Source organism: Pseudomonas sp. GL-R-26 (genome assembly GCF_019947365.1).
Taxonomy (GTDB): domain Bacteria; phylum Pseudomonadota; class Gammaproteobacteria; order Pseudomonadales; family Pseudomonadaceae; genus Aquipseudomonas.
The window spans coordinates 20,943-38,331 of record NZ_JAGYGI010000039.1; the positions used below are offsets into that span (position 1 = coordinate 20,943).

The 17,389-nt window shown below is 60.0% G+C and carries 18 protein-coding genes; 8 read left to right on the forward strand and 10 right to left on the reverse strand.

Features of this window, described 5'->3' with window-relative positions; all coding sequences use genetic code 11:
• Positions 1-119: 119 nt before the first annotated feature.
• From catA to KGA96_RS26705, 3 genes are read right to left on the reverse strand one after another with little or no spacing between them, the layout of a single operon-like run.
• The gene (catA, locus tag KGA96_RS26695) at positions 120-1,049 is read right to left on the reverse strand and encodes a catechol 1,2-dioxygenase (protein ID WP_223464937.1); all 930 of its coding nucleotides are present in this window, start codon (positions 1,047-1,049) and stop codon (positions 120-122) included.
• Between the two features lie 52 nt (positions 1,050-1,101).
• Positions 1,102-1,392: a muconolactone Delta-isomerase gene (gene catC / locus KGA96_RS26700; RefSeq protein WP_008053771.1), complete on the reverse strand. Its 291-nt coding sequence runs from the start codon at positions 1,390-1,392 to the stop codon at positions 1,102-1,104.
• Between the two features lie 10 nt (positions 1,393-1,402).
• Positions 1,403-2,551: a muconate cycloisomerase family protein gene (locus tag KGA96_RS26705; protein ID WP_191629309.1), complete on the reverse strand. Its 1,149-nt coding sequence runs from the start codon at positions 2,549-2,551 to the stop codon at positions 1,403-1,405.
• A 127-nt stretch (positions 2,552-2,678) separates the two neighbouring features.
• On the opposite strand from KGA96_RS26705, the gene KGA96_RS26710 reads away from it, so the two are divergent.
• Positions 2,679-3,563: a LysR family transcriptional regulator gene (locus tag KGA96_RS26710; protein WP_046043493.1), complete on the forward strand. Its 885-nt coding sequence runs from the start codon at positions 2,679-2,681 to the stop codon at positions 3,561-3,563.
• A 6-nt stretch (positions 3,564-3,569) separates the two neighbouring features.
• On the opposite strand, the gene KGA96_RS26715 is transcribed toward KGA96_RS26710, so the two are convergent.
• Entirely contained in the window at positions 3,570-3,809 is a 240-nt protein-coding gene (locus KGA96_RS26715; protein ID WP_046043491.1) for a DUF1652 domain-containing protein, read from the reverse strand.
• A gap of 119 nt (positions 3,810-3,928) precedes the next feature.
• Positions 3,929-4,828 carry a polysaccharide deacetylase family protein gene (locus KGA96_RS26720; RefSeq protein ID WP_223515539.1) on the reverse strand — a complete coding sequence of 300 codons (900 nt, stop codon included), beginning with the start codon at positions 4,826-4,828 and terminating at the stop codon, positions 3,929-3,931.
• A 207-nt stretch (positions 4,829-5,035) separates the two neighbouring features.
• Here KGA96_RS26720 and KGA96_RS26725 point away from each other — a divergent pair, with 207 nt between their 5' ends.
• A complete protein-coding gene (locus KGA96_RS26725; RefSeq protein ID WP_223515541.1) occupies positions 5,036-5,716 on the forward strand; it encodes an SOS response-associated peptidase family protein in 681 nt (226 codons plus the stop codon).
• 60 nt (positions 5,717-5,776) lie between these two features.
• Here KGA96_RS26725 and KGA96_RS26730 read toward each other — a convergent pair whose 3' ends face one another.
• The 3 genes from KGA96_RS26730 to KGA96_RS26740 form a co-directional block, all read right to left on the reverse strand.
• Positions 5,777-5,923: a hypothetical protein gene (locus KGA96_RS26730; protein ID WP_185754858.1), complete on the reverse strand. Its 147-nt coding sequence runs from the start codon at positions 5,921-5,923 to the stop codon at positions 5,777-5,779.
• A 64-nt stretch (positions 5,924-5,987) separates the two neighbouring features.
• Positions 5,988-6,299, reverse strand: coding sequence for an AzlD domain-containing protein (locus KGA96_RS26735; protein WP_185754861.1), 312 nt, complete (start codon positions 6,297-6,299; stop codon positions 5,988-5,990).
• On the reverse strand, positions 6,299-6,997 hold the full coding sequence (locus tag KGA96_RS26740) for an AzlC family ABC transporter permease (protein WP_007978998.1): 699 nt from the start codon (positions 6,995-6,997) through the stop codon (positions 6,299-6,301). The genes KGA96_RS26735 and KGA96_RS26740 overlap by 1 nt, the downstream gene beginning before the upstream one ends.
• 167 nt (positions 6,998-7,164) lie before the next feature.
• Here KGA96_RS26740 and KGA96_RS26745 point away from each other — a divergent pair, with 167 nt between their 5' ends.
• The 5 genes from KGA96_RS26745 (at position 7,165) to KGA96_RS26765 (ending at position 12,567) form a co-directional block, all read left to right on the forward strand.
• Positions 7,165-8,100 (forward strand): sensor domain-containing diguanylate cyclase, encoded by a 936-nt coding sequence (locus tag KGA96_RS26745; protein WP_223464929.1) that lies wholly within the window; start codon positions 7,165-7,167, stop codon positions 8,098-8,100.
• A 285-nt stretch (positions 8,101-8,385) separates the two neighbouring features.
• The gene (gene dapA / locus KGA96_RS26750; RefSeq protein ID WP_223464928.1) at positions 8,386-9,261 is read left to right on the forward strand and encodes a 4-hydroxy-tetrahydrodipicolinate synthase; all 876 of its coding nucleotides are present in this window, start codon (positions 8,386-8,388) and stop codon (positions 9,259-9,261) included.
• Positions 9,262-9,321: 60 nt separating this feature from the next.
• Positions 9,322-9,687 (forward strand): DUF2784 domain-containing protein, encoded by a 366-nt coding sequence (locus KGA96_RS26755; protein WP_223464927.1) that lies wholly within the window; start codon positions 9,322-9,324, stop codon positions 9,685-9,687.
• A 190-nt stretch (positions 9,688-9,877) separates the two neighbouring features.
• Positions 9,878-11,542, forward strand: a complete 1,665-nt coding sequence (locus KGA96_RS26760; RefSeq protein ID WP_223515543.1) for a condensation domain-containing protein — start codon at positions 9,878-9,880, stop codon at positions 11,540-11,542.
• A 107-nt stretch (positions 11,543-11,649) separates the two neighbouring features.
• On the forward strand, positions 11,650-12,567 hold the full coding sequence (locus KGA96_RS26765) for a LysR family transcriptional regulator (RefSeq protein ID WP_223515545.1): 918 nt from the start codon (positions 11,650-11,652) through the stop codon (positions 12,565-12,567).
• Positions 12,568-12,577: 10 nt separating this feature from the next.
• Here KGA96_RS26765 and KGA96_RS26770 read toward each other — a convergent pair whose 3' ends face one another.
• Positions 12,578-14,122 (reverse strand): sensor domain-containing diguanylate cyclase, encoded by a 1,545-nt coding sequence (locus tag KGA96_RS26770; RefSeq protein WP_223515547.1) that lies wholly within the window; start codon positions 14,120-14,122, stop codon positions 12,578-12,580.
• An 83-nt stretch (positions 14,123-14,205) separates the two neighbouring features.
• Positions 14,206-14,733, reverse strand: a complete 528-nt coding sequence (locus KGA96_RS26775) for a DUF3087 domain-containing protein (RefSeq protein WP_046043479.1) — start codon at positions 14,731-14,733, stop codon at positions 14,206-14,208.
• A gap of 226 nt (positions 14,734-14,959) precedes the next feature.
• Between KGA96_RS26775 and ppnN the strand changes: the two genes are divergently transcribed.
• Positions 14,960-16,333 carry a nucleotide 5'-monophosphate nucleosidase PpnN gene (ppnN, locus tag KGA96_RS26780; RefSeq protein ID WP_046043478.1) on the forward strand — a complete coding sequence of 458 codons (1,374 nt, stop codon included), beginning with the start codon at positions 14,960-14,962 and terminating at the stop codon, positions 16,331-16,333.
• Positions 16,334-17,389 lie beyond the last annotated feature (1,056 nt).

Consider the following 17,389-nt stretch of genomic DNA (forward strand, 5'->3'; position numbering starts at 1 on the left):
CGAGTTGCACAAACACCCTGTAGTAGCGAGCCTGCTCGCGATGACGGAGTACCAAACAACATAGATGTTGAATGTTAAACCGCTATCGCGAGCAGGCTCGCTCCTACAGGATTGTGTTATCAGTCCTCCAATGCGCGAACCCGCTCGTGGCGCTGCTGTTCTTCAGGCTGGGCAGACGACTGCAGGGTGAAATCGAATTCGATTTCGGCAAAGCGACCGCTCACACCATGGGCCGCTGCGCGCTGCTGATCGTCGCTGAAGGTGATCTTGGCGATCAGTTCGTCACGGGTGGCGTAGGCGAAATCGTCGTGCAAGTACTTTTCGCCATCCAGATTGATCTGGGTAGTCAGGTGGCGATGATCCGGTGCGGAAATGAAGAAGTGCACGTGCGCCGGGCGCTGGCCATGACGGCCCAGTTGATCGAGCAGTTGCTGGGTCGGACCGTCCGGTGGGCAGCCGTAGCCCGACGGCACGATGCTGCGGAAACGGTAACGGCCTTCGGCGTCGGTAACGATGCGGCGACGCAGGTTGAATTCCGACTGGGCGGTGTCGAAGTACGAGTAGGTACCGCCAGTGTTGGCGTGCCAGACGTCTACCACGGCGCCGGCCAAAGGTTCGCCAGCGGTGTTGAACACGCGGCCTTGCATAAACAGGGTCACACCCGGATCGACGCCATCGTCAAGGCGCGCTTCGCCTTCCGACAGCGGCGCGCCCGCCACGTACAGTGGACCTTCGATGGTGCGCGGGGTGCCGCCGGACTTGCCGGCCTGCTCGTCTTCGGCGTCCATCAGCAGGTCAAGGTAGTGCTCCAGACCGAGACCGGCCACCACCAGCCCGGCTTCCTGGCGAGCGCCCAGCACGTTGAGGTAGTTGACCGCTTTCCAGAACTCTTCCGGGGTCACGGCCAGGTCTTCGATGATGTTCACCGAATCACGCAGGATGCGGTAGACCAATGCCTTGGTCCGTGGGTCGCCGGCGTCGTTGTGCAGGCCGCTGGCCTCTTCGAGAAATTTCTGGACTTCGGCAGTGTGGGAAATCTTGACGTTCATTCTGGGTTCCTCATCTTGTAATTATTAGGGTAGCGCGCTGAACAGGCTGGGCTCAGCGGTCATCGTCACGGATGGAAGAAGGATGCCGGCACATCGCGTCGATCTCGATGGCCATGTACGGAAACAGCGGCAATTGCATCAGCAGGTCATGCAGTTCCTGAACGCTGTCGACATCGAACACGCTGTAGTTGGCGTAGTGTCCGGCGATGCGCCACAGGTGACGCCACTTGCCCTGCTCTTGCAGACGCTGGGCCAGGGCTTTTTCGTCAGCCTTGAGTTTGGCTGCCGCTTCCGGGTTCATGTCGACCGGCAGGTTCACGGTCATTTTTACGTGGAACAGCATAATGCTCTCCTCAGGCTTGGTGAATGGCAGTGGATGTCTTGTCGCGGCGGAAAAACGCCAGGCGTTCCTCATCCAGGCTCAGGCCCAGACCCGGGGTGTTCGGCACGTGCAGTTCAAAATCGCGATACACCAGCGGTTCGCTGAGAATGTCTTCAGTCAGCAGCAGCGGGCCGAACAGTTCGGTGTCCCACGCCAGTTTGTTCAGGGTAACGAAGGCATGGGCCGAGGCCATGGTGCCTAGGCCACCTTCAAGCATGGTGCCGCCGTACAGGGCGATACCGGCCGCTTCGGCGATGGAGGCGGTGCGCAATACAGCACGGGGGCCACCGTTCTTGGCGATCTTCAGGGCGAACACCGAAGCCGCGCCTTCGCGGGCCAGATTGAACGCATCTTCCACGCATTCGATGGATTCGTCGGCCATGATCGGCGCCGGGCTCATGGCGTTCAGGCGAGCCATACCGGCGCGGTTATTGCGCGAAATTGGTTGTTCGATCAGGTCGATGCCATTGGTACCGAGGATCCGGCAGGCCCGCAATGCCACCGCTTCGTCCCAGGCCTGATTGACGTCGACCCGTACGCTGGCGCGGTCACCCAGGGCTTTTTTGATCGCAATCACGTGGGCCAGGTCGCGGTTGACCTCACCGGCACCGATCTTCAGTTTGAAAATGCGGTGGCGACGCAGGTCGAGCATTTTTTCCGCTTCAGCGATGTCCTTCTCGGTATCGCCGCTGGCCAGGGTCCAGGCCACCGGCAGCGCATCGCGAACACGACCGCCGAGCAATTCGCTGACCGGCAGGCCGAGGCGTTTGCCCAAGGCATCGAGCAGTGCGGTTTCAATACCGGATTTGGCGAAGGTGTTGCCACGGATGCTGCGCTCCAGGCGCAACATGGCGGCGTTGACGTTGTTGCTGTCCTGGCCGATCAACAAGGGGGCGAAGTGCGTGTCGATGTTGGTCTTGATGCTGTCCGGGCTTTCATTGCCGTAGGCCAGGCCACCGATGGTGGTGGATTCGCCGATGCCTTCGATGCCGTCGGCGCAACGCACGCGAATGATCACCAGGGTCTGGTTCTGCATGGTGTGCATCGCCAGCTTGTGCGGGCGGATGGTCGGCAGATCGACGATGATCGTCTCGATCGACTCAATGGCTGTTGCAAGCATTTCGATACCCGTCAGGTTCTTGAAGTTCTGGAATCGATTCTCGTACGGCTTTTTTCCCGATGCCAATATAGAATTGGTCTGACTTGATACCTTAAAGGTATGCAACAGATCCGCGTCTGGAGGCTCCATGGAACTGCGTCACCTGCGTTATTTCCAGGTATTGGCTCAAACCCTCAACTTCACCCGTGCGGCCGAGTTGCTGCACATCGCCCAGCCGCCCTTGAGCCGGCAGATCCAGCAACTGGAGGACGAACTGGGGGTGATGCTGCTCGAGCGCGGCCGACCGCTGAAGTTGACCGACGCCGGGCGGTTTTTCCATGAGCACTCCACCGCCCTGCTCGAACAACTGAACAAGGTCTGCGACAACACCCGGCGTATCGGATTGGGAGAAAAGACCTGGCTGGGTATCGGTTTTGCGCCGTCGACACTGTATGGCGTGTTGCCGGAGCTGATCCGGCGGTTACGCAGTGGCGAGCCGCTGGAGTTGGAGCTGGGGCTTTCGGAGATGACCACCCTGCAACAGGTGCAGGCGCTCAAGGCCGGGCGCATCGACATCGGTTTCGGCCGGATCCGTATCGACGACCCGGCCATCGTCCAGACCGTGCTCACCGAAGACCGCCTGGTTGCCGCCCTGCCCGCCGGCCATCCGTTGCTTGCAGGTCCCATCAGCCTGCGGGATCTGGCGAAGGAACCCTTTGTGCTGTACCCCGGCAATCCACGGCCGAGTTACGCCGACCATGTGATTGCCCTGTTCGAGTCCTACGGCGTGAGCATCCACGTCGCGCAATGGACCAACGAACTGCAAACGGCGATCGGTCTGGTGGGGGCAGGAATCGGGATCACCCTGGTGCCGGCCTCGGTGCAGTTGCTGCACCGCGACGACATCGGCTTCACCCCGCTACTGGAAGACAACGCCACCTCGCCGATCATTCTCAGCCGACGGGTGGGCGATGTATCGCCGGGGTTGAACCATTGTTTGCGGATGATTGATGAGCTGTTGCCACGAGGCTGACAACGATCAACCGGCAAACGCCCGGCGCCCTGCCCTCATCTCGGTACGCAACTCGCCGACAAAATCAGAGATGGCGCGTACGCTGGTCAGCTCCGCCGTCGAAACACCGCTGATCAACAACTCCACTCGCTTGGTGACGGAATCGTAGACTTCGATGCGCAGCAGTCCGAGACTCTCCGTGCACTCGCACGACAGCGGCTCAAAACCGGACTCTACGATGTTGCAAAGAACTGAAATCGGAAGCATGGCCGGTCCCTCGGACGATAGTCAGTTGGATTGGATCCGTATCAGCATAGTTACACTTTGCCGATTTTGCGCCAGTAAATTGCCGTCAATTTTGTTATACCCCTCGCATTTCCGGCAACTCAGTGGGAATTACCACCCCAGATCCAGTTCCAGAACCCCGGCAACTCGACTGGCTGCGAACCATCGCGTACGGTTCGCGCCATGGCCGCCCGCTGTAGCGCAGCCTGATCGTCGTAAAACGGCTTGTTGGCGGTTTTCACTCCGGTCTCCCGGGCGCTGTCGAGCAGAATCTGCAGGTACTCACGGGTATGCCGGGCGGTATAGCGGTTGAGGTCGTGGAAGGTCACCACCACCGGAATCACGCCGTCGACCACCGGCAATTCGCCACGGGCAATGCGTTCGCGAACTTCGGACATCGAACGCAGCATGTGCGACCGGCGCCGGGGGCTGGCGTTGAAGCCCCAGATCTTGCCGTCATTGGCGCTCAAGTCGGTGAGCAGCACGCGCAGGCCATGCTGCTGATAAGCGGCGAAGGTGCGTTTGTCGTAGTTCCAGAATGGCGGGCGCAACAGGGTTGGCGGGGCGCCGGTAATCGCGGCGATGTCGGCGCTGCCATCATTGAGGGCCTGCTCCAACACTGGCGGGTCAAGGGAGCGATGATTGGTGTGCCAGGGTGTCGCCGTGTGAAAGCCCAGGATATGACCTTCGGCATGTTCGCGACGCATGATGTCCCGGCCCAACTCGCTGCCACCGGCTCGCGGAGCGCGGGTTTGCACGAAGAACACGGCCTTGATGTCCGGTTGCAGCGGGTTTTGCGCCAAGCTCTCCAATACCGTGACGGTCGGATTCCACCAGCTCGATGCGCTGGGACCGTCATCGAAGGTCAGCAGAAACCGGATGGGGGGCTGCGCCTGCAAACGCTGCTCGGTCCGCGGAGTCATTTCGATCGGTGCGGCGATACAACCCAGCAGACCCACTGCCAGGGCGCACACTGTCAAACACTTGAACAATCGTTTCATCTTTTGCCTTGGGCCAGACCATCACGGTCGATACTTCAATGGGCAAGGATCCTTCGCCCGCTCATCCGTCGTCGGCCCGCATCGAGACGACGGGCCGAGGTTGGATAGGGTACACCGGGTTTGGTTCCGGAGCTTGCCAGGCCCGTTTCGCCACAAGCAACTAGACTCAAAGCTTCGGTCGGAGCGTCTTAACCGGAGTGTCAGGCCATGTGCGGACGACTGTCGCAATACCGTGGAATCCACGACTTCGTAGCGGTGCTGAGCATCCCCGACGCGCTGATCAATCACGTCGGCAACGAACCCCTGGGGCACTACAACGCCGCCCCCACCACGCAACTCGCCCTGTTGCACCAGGAGAATGAGCGACTGCACGCCGACGCCGTGCGCTGGGGTTGGCGACCGCACTGGTCGACGGATCGCACGGAGCCGGTCAATGCCCGGGTCGAGAAAGTCGCCCACGGCCCCTACTTCCGGGCGATCTGGCCCCATCGTGCGATCTGCCCGATTGATAACTGGTTCGAATGGGTCGACGCCGGTGACGGCAACAAACAACCGTGGTTGATCCGGCGACGGAACCGGGCACCGGTTTTCTGCGCGGCCATCGGCCAGTACCCCATCGGCGGAGCCCCTCACAGGGAGCACGATGGTTTCGTCATCCTGACGGCCGACAGCGCAGGCGGCCTGCTTGACGTGCATGACCGGCGACCGGTGGTGTTCTCGCCCGAACTGGCGCGGGAATGGCTGGACCCGGCCACGCCCAAGGAGCGGGCCGAGGAAATGGCGTTATCCCAGGGCGAGGTCAGTGAGGTATTTGAGTGGTACAAGGTCGACAGGGCCGTTGGCAATGTCAGGAACCAGGGCGCCGCGCTCATCAATAAGGTTCCATGAACTTATCAATCACGACAAAGCCTCGCTTAATGGCGGGGCTTTGTTGTATTCGCGTGCCGGTCAGAACTTGCGGTCAGGCTCTGACAGTTCCTTACCGTCGTCAGGATGCTTCCAGTCCGGTATCGAACGCTTCTGCTGCTCAATCTCTTCTTCCGTGGGTTCGTCCTCGTCTTCTTCCGGGTCCGGTTGCTTGGGTTCATTGGCCATGTTCACCTCTCTTCCTGAAGGGATCGGTCATCAATTTAAGCTTAGATCAGTTCCCTTGCCCCGCTCAGAGCCACCAGCGCAGCAAAAAGAAGAAGCCCATGCTCAACAGCATGCTGAGCAACGTATTGCGCGTGTAAAGCACCAGAGCGACCGCCACCAGCGAGCTGATCAGGTAGGGATTGTCCCAGTGCAGATTCAGCTGTTTATCCGGCATGAACACAATCGGCCCGCAGATGGCGGTCAACATGCCCGGTACGGCAAACCCCAGGAACTGCCGGGCATTGCTGCTCAAGCGTAGCGGCAGTCGCGGTTCCAGAAAAACATAGCGGTTGAGGAACACCAACACGCCCATTCCGATAATCACTGCCCAGACCATCATGTGCGGCCACCGTAGAATTTATTGCAGACAAACCCGGCGGTCATGCCCGCCAGCCCCGACAGCACCAGCGCCGAGCCCCATTGCCAGTAGCTGAACAGCACCGAGCAGAACAGCGACACCGCCACGCACACCACGGTCGGCACGTTGCGCACCACCGGGGTGATCAGGGCGATGAAGGTCGCCGCGATGGAGAAATCCAGGCCCAGGTGTTCAAGTCCGGGAATACTGCTGCCAAGCACAATGCCCGCCAGGGTGAACAGGTTCCAGGCGATGTAGAACGTCAGGCCCACGCCCAGGGCGTACCAGCGGTTGAACTGCTGTTTGTCGTGCTGGCTGGTCAGGGCGAACAACTCATCGGTGAGCAAAAACCCCAGGCCCGCGCGCCAACGCCCCGGCAAGGGCGAAATCACCGAGCGCATGCTCATCCCGTAGAGCAAATGCTGGGAAGTCAGCAGCAACGTGGTCAGCAAGATCGAAAAAATCCCGGCACCGCCCTTGAGCATGCCGATGGCCACCAGTTGCGCGGCACCGGCAAACACAATGCTCGACAGGCCCTGGCCTTGCAGGGGCGTGAGGTTGGCTTCGATGGCCATGGAACCGGCCAGCAAGCCCCAGGGCGCGGTGGCCAGGGACAACGGCATGATCGCCGCTGCACCGCGCAAAAAGGCACTGCGCGGCATGATTGAGTTGGACATAACGTTCTACAGACAGGGAAAGACCCCAGACTGTGCCAGCAGTCGCGGCCGAAGGCTTGAACAATCTTGCTCACTGATACGCGGCGTACCATTCATCGGCTGCCCGCTTGATTCGCCAAAGTGCTAGCAACATGATGGCGCTGCATTTTCATCGAGGCAGGCCCTTCATGAGTTCAGTGGAAACCGACAGCGACGTTTATAAAACCCTGCTTGAGTCGACCCGGGCGATTCCCTGGCGCATCGACTGGAAAACCATGACGTTCAGCTACATCGGGCCACAGATCGAAGAACTGCTGGGCTGGAAGCAGAACAGTTGGGCGTCGGTCAACGACTGGGTCGAGCGCATGCACCCGGATGACCGCGACTACGTGATGGACTTCTGCGTCTCGCAATCGCGCGCCGGCATCGATCACGAGGCCGACTATCGCGCACTCACCGAAAGCGGCGAGTACGTCTGGATCCGCGATGTGGTGCATGTGGTGCGCAAGGACGGCGAAGTCGAGGCGCTGGTGGGTTTCATGTTCGATATCAGCGAGCGCAAGAAAACCGAAGAGCACCTGATCCGCCTGCAAAAACAGCTTGAAGAGTATTCCTTCCAGGACGGCCTGACCGGCATCGCCAACCGGCGCATGTTCGACACCGTGCTGGAGCGCGAGTGGAACACGGCCCAGCGCACCGGCTTGCCGTTGTCGGTGATCGTGCTGGATATCGATTACTTCAAGCAGTACAACGACCATTATGGCCATATCAAGGGCGACGAATGCCTGCGCCGAGTCGCGCAAACCTTGTCCCTGGCGGCCAACCGGCCACGGGATTTCATCGCGAGGATCGGCGGTGAAGAGTTTATCTGGCTGCTGCCGGAAACCGATGCCGAGTCCGCGCGGCTGGTGGCGCACAAGTGCCTGCACCTGATGCGCCAGCAGCAGATCCCCCATGAATTCTCGAACGTGTCGAAGCTGCTGAGTATCAGCCTCGGCGTCGGCACCACCCTGGCGTCGATGCACGCGACAGCCCTGGAATTCGTCGAACAGGTCGATCATCTGCTCTACCAGGCCAAGCACAATGGCCGGATGCGCGCCGAGTATGCTGATTTTCGTGATTGACAAATGGCGCTCCGGCTTTTAAAACTGGGCGCCTCACTCAGGGTGTAAGCAAGTATGTCCGCAACCTTCAATCTCGACTCTTCCGTCATTGGCTTGATTGCCAAGGCGCAAGGTTGCGTTGCGCACGCCCTCAAATCGAAGAAACAGTCGCTCATGTGACCGGGGCGCGCTGTCCCGTCAGATGAGCTGACAGGACATTGAGCGCGACGGACCACCCTCCCCTTGCTTACTCTCCTTCCATGCCCCTGACGGTGACGAAATCGGTCAACCATCAGGAGAATGTGCATGTCAGCGTTTCAAGGTATCTGGGTTCCACTGGTTACACCCTTCCACAACGGCGCCATCGATTTCGTCGGCTTGCGCCGGTTGGTCAGCCATCTGCTGGAAAAAGGTGTCGACGGACTTATCGTTTGCGGCACCACCGGCGAACCGGCGGCGATGGGCAAGCATGAGCAACTGGCGGTGCTCGATGCGGTGCTGGAGCTGGTGCCGGCGCAACGGGTGGTCATGGGCCTGGCCGGTAACAACCTGAGCGAGTTGTTGCAGTTCCAGAGCGAGATCCTCAAGCGCCCGGTGGCGGGTCTGCTGGTGCCAGCGCCGTATTACATCCGCCCTTCCCAAGCCGGCCTCGAAGCGTTTTTCCGCACGGTCGCCGATGCCTCCAGCGTTCCGTTGATTCTCTATGACATCCCCTACCGTACCGGCGTGGCCTTCGAACAGGCGACCCTGCTCAACATCGTCGCCCACGAGCGGATCGTCGCCATCAAGGATTGCGGCGGTAATTTTTCGAACACCCTCGCCTTGCTCAATAGCGGCCAGGTCGACGTGCTGTGCGGCGAAGACAACCAGATCTTCAATGCCCTGTGCCTGGGTGCCAAAGGCGCGATTGCCGCGTCGGCGCATGTCCATCCCGAACTGTTCGTGCAGTTGCACCGGCAGATCCGCGACAACCAATTGGCCGAGGGCCGCGCCACGTTTTTCCGTTTGCTGCCGCTGATCAACAGCCTGTTCCTGGAGCCCAACCCGGCCCCGGTGAAAACCGCGCTGGCCCAGGAAGGCTTGATCGGTGACGAACTGCGCGCGCCCATGCAACGCAGCAGTGAATCGATGACCGAGCATTTGAAGGCCGTGCTCAGCGCATTGGATCGCGACAATCGATAGAGCACCGGCCTGCGGCCCGAGTACCATGGAGCGATTCGTTCAGCCTTCAGGGGCACCGACATGCTGTACCGAATCGCCGCCGACGGGCTGACGCTGTTTCACTTGCTGTTCATTGTGTTCGTGTTGTTCGGCGGGTTGCTGGTGCTCAAATGGCGCCACCTGATCTGGTGGCATCCGCCCGCTGCGTTGTGGGGTATGGCGGTGGAATTCTTCCACTTGCCCTGCCCGCTGACCGACTGGGAAAACCGTATGCGCCAGGGGGCCGGGCAAACCGGCTATGGCGGTGGATTCATCGAGCACTACATTTTTCCGATCATCTATCCCTCGGGCCTGACACCCGAAATTCAGTTGGGATTGGGCAGCGTGGTGTTGGTGATCAATCTGGTGGTTTATCTTCGAATGATCAGGAAGTGGAAGCGCCCCTGAAAGATCGCAGTCTGCGGCAACTCCTTTTCCAAGCAAAGAGTTGAATCGGGCGAGTAATCTGTAGGAACTGACTCACTCGAAAAATGGAAAAGGAGCTGGAAACGCAGGAACAATCCGACTTAACAACCCATCTACAATCGTCAATAGTACCCCCCCTATTATGGAAAATTTAAACTGTAAAGGGGGCATCATGAATCGCACCACACCGTCAGTCACTGGCGACGCTTCGACATTCGATCGATTACAAGCTATCTGGAAAGAAATCCTCAGCCACCAGGCCATCTCGGCCGACAGCCATTTTTTTGAATGCGGCGCGACTTCCCTGTCGGTCATGATGCTGCTTGGCAGAATTGCCAACCTGTTCAATGTTGACCTGACCCCCGAAGATATTTTCGACCATCCGACACTGGCTCAGCAGACGGACTTGCTCAACGGCAGCGCACGCCAGGGTAGTGAAAACAGCCTATTGCTGGACGCCCATGCCTGGCGCAAGCGAGAAGGTGACGATACGCCCGGACTGGCTCAACGCGAGGTCCTTGAAAAGCCCCCCGAAACCCCAGCCTATCTGGAAAATGTGGTGATGGCTTTTTACATTCGCGGCGAATGTTCAGTGGCCAGGGTTCGCGAAGCCTTCGGCGCCGTACTTGAACAGCAACCGGCGTTACGTTGCAGTTTCGAATTCAACGCTCACGATCAGTGGCGTCGTTCACAACACGCCCTCGATGAGTTCCCGTTGCCTTTTCACCCGATAAACCTGCCGCTTCAAAGCGACATCAGCCGAACCGTGGCCGATCTGATCGTTGAAGAATCATTGACCGCTTTTGACCTAAGACATGCACCGTTGATACGGGCAACCTACCTTGAATGCCAAGGGACGGATGACGTGCTGATCATCACCGCCCATCACATTGCATTCGATGGCTGGTCAGGTGCGGTACTGATGGACCAGCTTTGCGCGCACTATCAGTCATTACTCGCTACCGGCGTGCCTGACAAAGCCAAATACTGCTTGCAATACGCAGATTATACCGATGCCCAACATCAACGTTTGGCTGAAAACCTGCTGGATAAACATAACGATTTTTGGCAAGAGACACTGAAACAACTGCCCGAACCCTTTCCATTGCGCGGCGCTATTGAGCGGCCTCGGCAATTTACCTATCGCAGTGCCGTTCTACCGCTCAATCTGGATGTGCAATACCCCGCAATTGCGCAATTGTGCAGCCGAACGGGCTTCAGCCTTTATACCGTTATCCTCACCGCGTTCCTGGTTTCTCTCGCCAGAAACACAAGCACGATCGACCTCTACGTACGCTCTCCGGTGGCTAACCGGACCGACGCGGCCCTGGAGCCGGTAGTGGGGTATTTTGTTCACCCCATGGTGATTCGCCCCCGGCTTTGTGAATGGTCGCCCTCTCTGCGGCTGCTGGAGCAGGTCAATCATTGTGTGTTGGATGCCTATGGCCACGCCATGCTGCCACCGCATATTTTTGAAGCCAACTGTTCGCCCCGCGCTGTCGCTTACGGCTCCCGATTTCCCTATTGGTATAACCACCATAACTATCCCTCGCGGCAGCGCCAATTAGGCACATCACAGCTCCACGGTATCGGGGTTCCGTCCAGCGGGATCAAGACCGATGTTTCGCTTAACACACTACGTACCGAAAGCGGATTGGTCGGTAGTCTTTCCTACTACCGTGACGCCATTCCTGAAGATTGTGTGCAAACCCTGTTGGTCAGTTTCAAGCAGGCATTGGACGAGTTGCTTGCCATCCCACCCGGCGTACTTGTCGGCGACAGCACCTACTTCAACCAGGAAGGCACCGCCAACCAGGCGACCGGGTTGCAACAATAATCGCGTAGCAGCCCTTGGGGATGAGCGCGGTTTTTATTGCCACCCACGAAACTCAGGAAACGCATATTCTTCTGTAGATACCGTATTGCCCCTCAAGGATTTTGCACATGCTGTCGACCGAAGACCTGGCGCTGCTCGAGGCCATCCGCGAAACCGGCAGCCTGTCGCGGGCGGCGGCACTCCTGGGCAAGGCGCCGTCGACCGTGTCCTATGCGGCGCGGCAACTGGAGGAGCGCTTCGATGCGTTGCTGTTCGACCGTCGCCGCTACCGTTTGCAACTGACCCCGGCGGGCGAGTTGCTGGTCAACGAAGCGGCGCGGCTGATGCAGGACGTCTCGCGCCTGACCCAACGGGTCCAGCAAGTCGCCAACGGCTGGGAGAGCCGCTTGTGGATCGTGACCGACGAACTGCTGGAGTTCGAATCCCTGATCCCGGTGATCCACGAATTCGATGCGCTGCAATCCGGCGTGCCGCTGCGCATCACCCAGGAAGTGCTCAAAGGGGTCTGGGAAGCCTTGCGCGAAGGCCGCGCGGACCTGGTCATCGGCGCCACCAATGAACCGCCAGCCATTGCCAACCTGCGCTGGATGCAACTGGGGGAAATGGAATGGGTGTTTGCGGTGTCGCCCAAGCACCCGTTGGCCAAGGCCAAAGGCCCGATTACCCGGGCCATGGTCGCGCAGCACCGGGCGATTGTGGTGGCCGATTCGTCCAGAGTCACCGAGGGCAGCACCTACGGCGTCACCGGGGGGCAACCGGTGCTGGCCGTGCCGACCATGCGCGCAAAAATCCTCGCCCAGTGCAATGCGCTGGGGGCGGGCTGGCTGCCGCGAAACCGGGTTGGCACACTGTTGAAAAACGGCACGCTGGTTGAAAAGCCGATGGCCGACCCGCGCGAGCCGAACATCCTGTACGCCGGCTGGCGTGGCGACCATGACGGTCGCGCCCTGGGCTGGTGGCTGGAGCAGCTGAAGAAATCGTACCTGGCCACCCGACTGGTCCAGGGCACGGACCGGTTTGACTGACACCTGAGCCTCAGTTGGCAATCACGCTCATGTTGCGCCCGCTGGCCTTGGCCACGTACAGCGCCTTGTCTGCCGCACCAATCAGGTCTTCGGGGCGAACCTGGGACGCGGCATTGCTGGCACACACGCCGACGCTGACGGTCACGGAGCCTTCCGGACTGTCACTGTGGGCAATGTCGGCCTGCAGTACCGCGCGGCGGATTTTCTCCGCCACCAGAAATGCCCCCACGTAGTCGGTGCCGGGCAGCACCACGGCAAACTCTTCGCCACCATAGCGGGCGGCCAGGTCACCGGGGCGCTTGATGTTGTCCGTGATGATCGAACTGACCTTGCGCAAACACTCATCTCCAGCCAAGTGGCCGTAGCGGTCGTTGAAGGGTTTGAAATGATCGACATCAATCATCAGCAGCGCCAATTCGGACTGGCTGCGTCGGGCACGGCCCATTTCCGCATCGATGAAAGCGTCGAGCTGACGCCGGTTGGCCAGCCCCGTCAGCGCGTCCTTGAGGGCCAGGCCTTCGAGGTTGCGATTGACCTCCAGGAGCTTGTCCTGGGTGTCCAGCAACTCGACCTGCACCAGGTTCTGCTGCTTCATCAGCTTGATAAGCCGAACCCCCAGTACCCCGAGAAAACTCAGCAACAGCGTGACGATGCCGGCGCTGAGCAGCGTCTCCTTGCGCCAGCTGCCGAGCACTTCATCCTTGTTCAACGCGGTAAAAACGATCAGCGGATAACCCTCGACCCGGCGATACCCTATCACCCGCTCGACACCGTCGATGATCGACCTGATCGTGGCCGTCCCCGCGTCGCCCTTGGGCAACAACTGGGTGAACAACGGGCTCTTGGCGAGGCTGGTGCCGATGTCCGCCTCCTTGAAGGGTCTGCGAATGACAATGCTGGCATTGTCGGCGATCAGGTTGATCACGCCGTTACTGCCCATGTCGATGCTGTCGTAGAGCTGCAGGAAATGACTGAGGTAGATCGACGCCAGTGCCACTCCGGCAAAACTGCCGTCGGGATGATTGACCCGGCGCGAAACCGTCATGACCCATTCACCGCTCGAACGGCTCTTGATCGACGGCCCGATGTGCGGCCCACGGCTGGGGTTATCGCGATGGAAGATGAAGTATTCGCGGTCGGAATTGTTGACGCCGGTCTGGCCGGCGCCATTTGAATTGGCAACCCACTGCCCTTTTTCGTCGAAAACAAATACACCATGGAGCTGGCTCAACTCACTGCGCTGGGCGTTGAGCAAGAGCGGCAGCCGGGATTGATCCACGCCGTCGTGTTCCAGACGATCGACCAGGGTGACCAGCAGCGTGTCGGCCTGCTTGATCGTGGCCTGCGCTTGCGATGCCAGGGTCTGCGCAAGGTTGGACATCGCCACTTCCTTGTCATGCAGGTGGTACTGGCGTGAGCTCCAGGCTTCCCAGATCACGATAACCACCATCGACAGGCACACCGCCCCCAGCAGGATCACCGCCGAGCGGACCTTGAGCCGGGGCACGGCTGGCCGGAGCATTTCAATATGATCGTGGATCGACGGTTGTCCCATGATGCTCCCTGAGGGTCTATGACGGGCGAGCCTTCCTGATCGCCGCTTTTACTCACTATGCCTGATCCAGGCTCGCAAAGATGTTAGCCCCTGGCTTGTTTTACCGCTTCCAGCCATGCCGGATCCAGCCGCGTCTGTTCGATATCGATGCCCAGCGCTTGCATTCGTTCCTTGTGCTGATCCATTTCGCGGAGCAACTGGCCGTGATCGCTGGAGTTGCCGTCGAGCTGATGCATCTGGTTCAACCCCAAATGGTAGAAACGCAACAGCTTCATCGCAACCGGATCGCCCTCTTCCACGGCTGCCGTTACATGATGCATGACATTGGTAACGCTCATCAGGCTGCGCTTGAGTCGCCAACTGTAGACCGCTGGCGCCATCCATTCCTGGCGCCAGAACACCTGGCGCATCAGCGCCGCCATCGCCAGCACCGCAACAAATACGCCACCGACGTTGAAGCGCAGATTGTCGCCCCCCGGCGTGCCGAACAGAGCCACTGCCGCCGTGGACAGCACCATCGCCAGCGCCAGAAAGATCAGGGCAATGATGACCGTGCTGCGCCGCGTCTGTTGCCGGTAGGTCTGGGCGTTCATCGGCTGGATTTCGAACATTGCGTCGGGTTTCCTGAGTTTGAAAGGGGTCTGAGGCAAAAAGACAGCGGGCCATTATCGCCTCTGCGCGGGATTTAGCTATGCTGGGGCTCCTTTTCATCTTTTCATCGTCAAGCCGGGGACATGGCAAGACCGCGCAGTTCGTGCCATCTTCTTTCATGAATACACATTATTCGGATGCCATTCGTAGTTGCTGAGTGAATGACATCGTTTTAAGGATCATTGAATGACCCAACGCCAAGTTATCAACGCCTCCGTCAGTCCCAAAGGCAGCCTGGAAACGCTCTCGCAACGGGAAGTCCAGCAATTGAGCGAAGCCGGTTCCGGCAGCACCTACACCCTCTTCCGCCAGTGCGCCCTGGCCATCCTCAACACCGGCGCCCATGTCGACAACGCCAAGACCATCCTTGAAGCCTATAAAGATTTTGAAATACGCATTCACCAGCAGGACCGGGGCGTGCGCCTGGAACTGCTGAACGCCCCGGCCGACGCCTTCGTCGACGGCGAAATGATCGCCAGCACCCGGGAAATGCTGTTCAGCGCCCTGCGTGACATCGTCTACACCGAAAACGAACTCGACAGCCAACGCATCGACCTGAGCACCTCCCAGGGCATCAGCGACTACGTTTTCCACCTGCTGCGCAACGCCCGCACCCTGCGCCCCGGGGTCGAGCCGAAGATCGTGGTGTGCTGGGGCGGGCACTCGATCAACACCGAAGAATACAAATACACCAAGAAAGTCGGCCACGAATTGGGCCTGCGCAGCCTGGACATCTGCACCGGTTGCGGCCCCGGCGTGATGAAAGGCCCGATGAAAGGCGCGACCATCGCCCACGCCAAGCAACGCATCCACGGCGGCCGCTACCTGGGCCTGACCGAACCCGGGATCATCGCCGCCGAAGCGCCGAACCCGATCGTCAACGAACTGGTGATCCTGCCGGACATCGAAAAACGCCTGGAAGCCTTCGTCCGCGTCGGCCACGGCATCATCATCTTCCCGGGCGGCGCCGGTACGGCCGAAGAGTTCCTGTACCTGCTGGGCATCCTGATGCACCCGGGCAATGAAGGCCTGCCCTTCCCGGTCATCCTCACCGGGCCGAAACACGCCGCGCCGTACCTGGAACAACTGGACGCGTTCGTCGGTGCAACCCTGGGCGACGCCGCCAAGCAGCACTACCAGATCATCATCGATGACCCGGCCGAAGTGGCACGGCAAATGACCCAGGGCCTCAAAGCGGTCAAGCAGTTCCGTCGCGAGCGCAACGATGCGTTCCACTTCAACTGGCTGCTGAAAATCGACGAAGGCTTCCAGCGCCCGTTCGACCCGACCCACGAAAACATGGCCAACCTGAAACTGAGCCTCGACCTGCCGTCCCACGAACTGGCGGCCAACCTGCGCCGCGCGTTCTCCGGCATCGTCGCCGGCAACGTCAAGGACAAGGGCATCCGCCTGATCGAAGAACACGGGCCGTACCAGATCCGTGGCGACGCGGCGATCATGCAACCGCTGGACCTGCTGCTCAAAGCCTTCGTCGCCCAGCACCGCATGAAACTGCCGGGCGGCGCGGCGTATGTGCCGTGTTATCGGGTGGTGGCGTAAGACTGAGCCATGGCTATCGCGAGCAAGCGCCCACACATTGGGTTCCCGGTTTTACGCGGGACTTGTGGCCACTGAAGATCCCTGTGGGAGCGAGCTTGCTCGCGATGGCTTTGTGTAAGGCGATGATTGTTTTGCGGGTGTACATATCCGTTGCTGCGGTAACGGCGGCTATAGGTTCCGCCCTTACGGCGGGTCACTTTCGAAGAGCGCGAAAGTAACCAAAGCGCTTTGCCCCTTACATTCGGTGCCTCGCCGTGGCTCGGCATGCCCTCGCTCCGGTCCTGCTCCGTGGGCCCGCCGCCATCGGCCATCCATGGCCGGCGGCGGCTAACCCGGCATCCATGCCGGGTTGCCCACTGCGCAGAACCTGCGCTCGGCCTCACGAGGGGGCGTACACCGCAACAGCGTCCGAGGCGGCCTGCCGGCCGGCCTGGTTGCTCGGTGCGTTCGTCTGTGATGTACCTGGTCGACTGGCAGGCCGCTATCGCGAGCAAGCTCGCTCCCACAGGTATTCAGTACATCTGCAAGAAATTAGGCGGCTATCAGGCCGCCATCGCGAGCAGGCTCGCTCCTACAGTTGATCCGAGTGTGCCTGCAAGAAATTGGTCGGCTGGCAGGCCGCCATCGCGAGCAAGCTCGCTCCCACAGAAAAGCAAAGGCAGAGCACCCCACACCGCGCCGCTTCTCACCACTCATCAGGCCGAGCGTTAGCTCGCCTGCAGCTTTTGATCTTGATCCACCCGCCCCCTCGGCAGGCTGAGTGGAGGTGTTCATCCGGGGATTGGCGCGCAGCGCCGTTCGACGCAGTCGAACTCATTGCATGTAGGTCGAAGCGAAGCCGACCGGAGGGCAATGCCCCCGGATGAATACCGCAGCGAAGGAACCCCGAGCCTCAGCGAGGGGCCGTACGTAAGGGGCGAGACCTTTTGTGTAGTGGTCAACTAATTCCAGACACCTCGGTAGGTGATTTCGACGCCATCGCCCGCTCGTAAACGGTTGGTGGCAGATATCCCAGTTTCGAGTGCAGCCGCTCGTTGTTGTAAAACCCAACGATGT

Bases quoted from the DNA above. Each gene is read 5' to 3' on its own strand.
- KGA96_RS26755 (WP_223464927.1), top strand. From the start codon at position 9,322: ATGCTGTACCGAATCGCCGCCGACGGGCTGACGCTGTTTCACTTGCTG.
- KGA96_RS26730 (WP_185754858.1), bottom strand. From the start codon at position 5,923: ATGGCCAATGAACCCAAGCAACCGGACCCGGAAGAAGACGAGGACGAA.
- dapA (WP_223464928.1), top strand. From the start codon at position 8,386: ATGTCAGCGTTTCAAGGTATCTGGGTTCCACTGGTTACACCCTTCCAC.
- ppnN (WP_046043478.1), top strand. From the start codon at position 14,960: ATGACCCAACGCCAAGTTATCAACGCCTCCGTCAGTCCCAAAGGCAGC.
- catA (WP_223464937.1), bottom strand. From the start codon at position 1,049: ATGAACGTCAAGATTTCCCACACTGCCGAAGTCCAGAAATTTCTCGAA.
- KGA96_RS26765 (WP_223515545.1), top strand. From the start codon at position 11,650: ATGCTGTCGACCGAAGACCTGGCGCTGCTCGAGGCCATCCGCGAAACC.
- KGA96_RS26705 (WP_191629309.1), bottom strand. From the start codon at position 2,551: ATGCTTGCAACAGCCATTGAGTCGATCGAGACGATCATCGTCGATCTG.
- KGA96_RS26710 (WP_046043493.1), top strand. From the start codon at position 2,679: ATGGAACTGCGTCACCTGCGTTATTTCCAGGTATTGGCTCAAACCCTC.
- KGA96_RS26725 (WP_223515541.1), top strand. From the start codon at position 5,036: ATGTGCGGACGACTGTCGCAATACCGTGGAATCCACGACTTCGTAGCG.
- catC (WP_008053771.1), bottom strand. From the start codon at position 1,392: ATGCTGTTCCACGTAAAAATGACCGTGAACCTGCCGGTCGACATGAAC.
- KGA96_RS26760 (WP_223515543.1), top strand. From the start codon at position 9,878: ATGAATCGCACCACACCGTCAGTCACTGGCGACGCTTCGACATTCGAT.
- KGA96_RS26720 (WP_223515539.1), bottom strand. From the start codon at position 4,828: ATGAAACGATTGTTCAAGTGTTTGACAGTGTGCGCCCTGGCAGTGGGT.
- KGA96_RS26770 (WP_223515547.1), bottom strand. From the start codon at position 14,122: ATGGGACAACCGTCGATCCACGATCATATTGAAATGCTCCGGCCAGCC.
- KGA96_RS26745 (WP_223464929.1), top strand. From the start codon at position 7,165: ATGAGTTCAGTGGAAACCGACAGCGACGTTTATAAAACCCTGCTTGAG.
- KGA96_RS26715 (WP_046043491.1), bottom strand. From the start codon at position 3,809: ATGCTTCCGATTTCAGTTCTTTGCAACATCGTAGAGTCCGGTTTTGAG.
- KGA96_RS26775 (WP_046043479.1), bottom strand. From the start codon at position 14,733: ATGTTCGAAATCCAGCCGATGAACGCCCAGACCTACCGGCAACAGACG.
- KGA96_RS26740 (WP_007978998.1), bottom strand. From the start codon at position 6,997: ATGTCCAACTCAATCATGCCGCGCAGTGCCTTTTTGCGCGGTGCAGCG.
- KGA96_RS26735 (WP_185754861.1), bottom strand. From the start codon at position 6,299: ATGGTCTGGGCAGTGATTATCGGAATGGGCGTGTTGGTGTTCCTCAAC.